Origin of the sequence: Methanosphaera sp., assembly GCF_016282985.1 — an archaeon.
In the GTDB taxonomy this organism is placed as follows: domain Archaea; phylum Methanobacteriota; class Methanobacteria; order Methanobacteriales; family Methanobacteriaceae; genus Methanosphaera.
The window spans coordinates 1-3,306 of record NZ_JAEELZ010000140.1 but is presented as its reverse complement, the minus strand read 5'-3'; the positions used below and the strand labels follow the sequence as shown (position 1 = coordinate 3,306).

Annotated in this window: 2 protein-coding genes; both read right to left on the bottom strand. The window is 29.3% G+C overall.

Features of this window, described 5'->3' with window-relative positions; genetic code table 11:
* Positions 1-1,897 (bottom strand): prepilin-type N-terminal cleavage/methylation domain-containing protein (locus tag QZZ11_RS08375; protein ID WP_292475268.1); only part of this gene is annotated, 1,897 nt, incomplete at its 3' end.
* An 85-nt stretch (positions 1,898-1,982) separates the two neighbouring features.
* Positions 1,983-3,306 (bottom strand): hypothetical protein (locus QZZ11_RS08370; RefSeq protein ID WP_292475266.1); only part of this gene is annotated, 1,324 nt, incomplete at its 5' end.

Here is a 3,306-nt window from a genome sequence, read left to right as displayed (position 1 = left end):
CTCTTGTGCTAGAAGTAGAAATTGTATTATAAGTGTTTTCACCCCATGCATAAACTTTGTTATCTGTACTAATTCCAAAAAAATGAGTTGGAGTAGACTCAGTTGATATTATTTTTTTAAACTTAATTCCCCAAGTTGAAGGATCAGTTGGTTCGTATGTATAAGTTTTCCAACTACCATCTGCAGTAGTTGAGTAAGTATATGGGTAAAGTTTTTTCCCAGGAAAATACGTTGAAACATTATTATCATTATCAATAATATAATAACCAGCATGTGAATCAGACATAGGTATTATTGATTTAACATTATCTCTCACTGAAATAGGATTTGAAACATTTGATGGCTCGCCATTTATATAAACATTACCCCAAACCTTTGCTACACCATTTAATGTAAGAATAGCTGTACTATCACCAACAATTTTTATATCATCTGCTTTAATGTTTGTTTTATGTGGTTCAAGAAAAACTTCATTAACCCCTAAACCGGATGCAGCACCAAGCGTGCCCATGGTATATAATTTTCCACTTTCAGTCAAAAATAAATACTTATCATATATAGTTTTTACATCAACTATTCTCTCATCAAAGTGTATTTCTTTAGTTTCGTAATGTTCAGAATAATTATAAACATCATATACTTTCCCATCAACAAGAAAAATATTTCTATTTGTACCAATTGGTGCAATTTTTTCAACATTTTTATATGGAGCTTTAGAGTTTTCATCTAACTTGTATGCCTCAGAAACATACCCAGTTGGAGAAGACATATTAAAATAATTGAATCCCCATGAATAAACTTCATTAGATTCTGTTACTCCTAAAAACAAAGTACTATTTCCCCCACTTTGATCTTTATAATAGTAAATATCCCTTATATTTTTCCCAGATAATACCTTAGTTGGAGTTGTCAAAATAGTATTACCAAACAAATAAGATTTCATAGATTCTTCATCTATTCTTAAGTTGGACATAGCCCAAACATCACCTACATTATCTATAAAATAGGCTATCCCACCATTTACAAAGACTTTTTCAAAATTACCTTCTTTAATTTTTTTTAATTTATAATTTAATTTATAACTATCGCCATCAAGTTCCTGACCAGCAAAATAAATATCTCCATCCACTGATATAGCATATACCGCGTAATATCCTATACCAGCATCTTTAAATTTAACATCAATATCAGGTTTAGTCGGAGGAAAATAGGCATATTTAGGATAAGGTTGAGGCTCATTTAATGTAGAATAATAATAATCATCCTCACCCCAAGAGACTAAATCATTATCTGTAGTAATTCCTACACCACCCTTATAATAAATATCTACTTTTTTTAATTTTACATTACTAAACATCTTTGTGGGTTTATTAACGTATGTTCCTCCGTTATTATATCTTCCGAACAAATAATAACTTGTACCAAAGCCATATGCATCACCAGAATCAGTTAAAAACATAAAAGCTCTGCTTCCATCCGAATAAATAGAAGTTATTTTACCGTTAATAGTTTCGGTCTGACGGCAGCTAGTATCGTTTTCTTGATAGATTACTTTATTACCATCGTATGTATAACTCTTGCCATTAGAGCAAAATGCACCATAAACAACTTTACCTTTTTCAATTTGAATATTTGCATCTTGCATTTTGCCATCTATTTCAATATTAGAAATTTCTCCTTTAGAATAAAGCCCGTCTTCTAAAGCATTTCCATTTAGCATATTTGTAGCAATAGCAGTATCTACTGCTTTCAAGTATCCATGAACAGAGTTTTTACCAGCTTCTACTTTGGAATTATCTACTACTTTAATAACTGATGGAATTGCTATTAAGGCGATAATACCTAATATTAATATTACGGCTAATAATTCGATTAATGTAAAACCTTTTTTATTCATACGATCACCCTATTTTCATTATAGCATAGATAAGAAAAAAGAGAACTAATTAGTTCTCTCATTGTTAAAGTCTATTAAATAATAGCTAACTTAATGGTATTAATGTCGGTCTAGTTAAATTCATATCAAATGGTTCAATGATGTTATTATATCTATATCCCATTGCATACATATCACCATTTTTCTTTTTAATAAAGAATATAAAACCTGAACCATAAATATTTTCAACATCACTCATAATCTTCTCACATGTGCCGCGGCATGCATATAGATCATTGTTAGTTGTAAGCAAAAATGTTTTGTTAATACCACCAACACCACCATGAGAGCCATTTACACCAACAATTTTTTTGATAACAAATGGTATCTTATTAACCTGATTATATTCACCAAAGTCAAATCTTTTACCCAAAAAATACATCTCATTATTATCTGATAGAATTGCAATAATATCATCTTTCAAAAAACTTTTTGCTTTAAAATCAAGAGGAACTTTTGTGGGACTAGCTAAATGTTTAGTTGAAATTCCAAAAGTGTTTTCTAAATGATAACCAGTCATATATAAATCACCATTGTTGTCAATATAAAACATATTTTCATAATTTGCAGCTACCTCTTTAACATTTGAAGCAATCTTAACATAATTCTTTTTATTTTTATATGTTCCATCACCTAAAACTCCATATTGTGGATATCCAACACTATATAAGTCTCCAGATGAAGTAACAATATAAGTACAAAAATTATTGTATGCATAACTTTTAACAGTTTCACCATTTAATAGTACTTGTGGAGTAGTAAATTCATAATTGTCAGCTTTTGTACTTGATATCGAATAATTTGCATTTGCGCCCCAAGAGTATAATTTATTATCAGTGCTTAATCCAAAGAATTGATAGTTAGATGTATATTCAACTTCTTTAAAACGAACTGACCACGACTCAGTATCTTGTGGGCCTTTACATTCAAAAGATTTTGAATTATTACTAGAACTAACATAACAATGAGATTCATATCCATTTTGAATACTATAAAAACTAAATTTCCCATCAGTATCTAACATATAATAATCAACATACGAATAAGGTGCTGAAACAAAACTAACATTATTTCTAATTAAACTATTTATTTTAAAATTATGATTATAATATGAACCAGCATCCCCGGTAAAATAAGCATTATTATTTACTAATGAAATAGCATGATCATCAGTTTGTATTGAAATATCATCAAATTTAGTACTTATTTTATGAGGCTCAGTATATATCTCATTAACTCCAATTCCAGATGCCGCTCCAAGTTGTCCCATCGTATATAGTTTCCCACTTTCGGTTAAAATTAAGCATTTATCTGCAGACAATTTGATATCAACTATTTTTTCAGACATTTTTATTTCTTCAGTAATTATT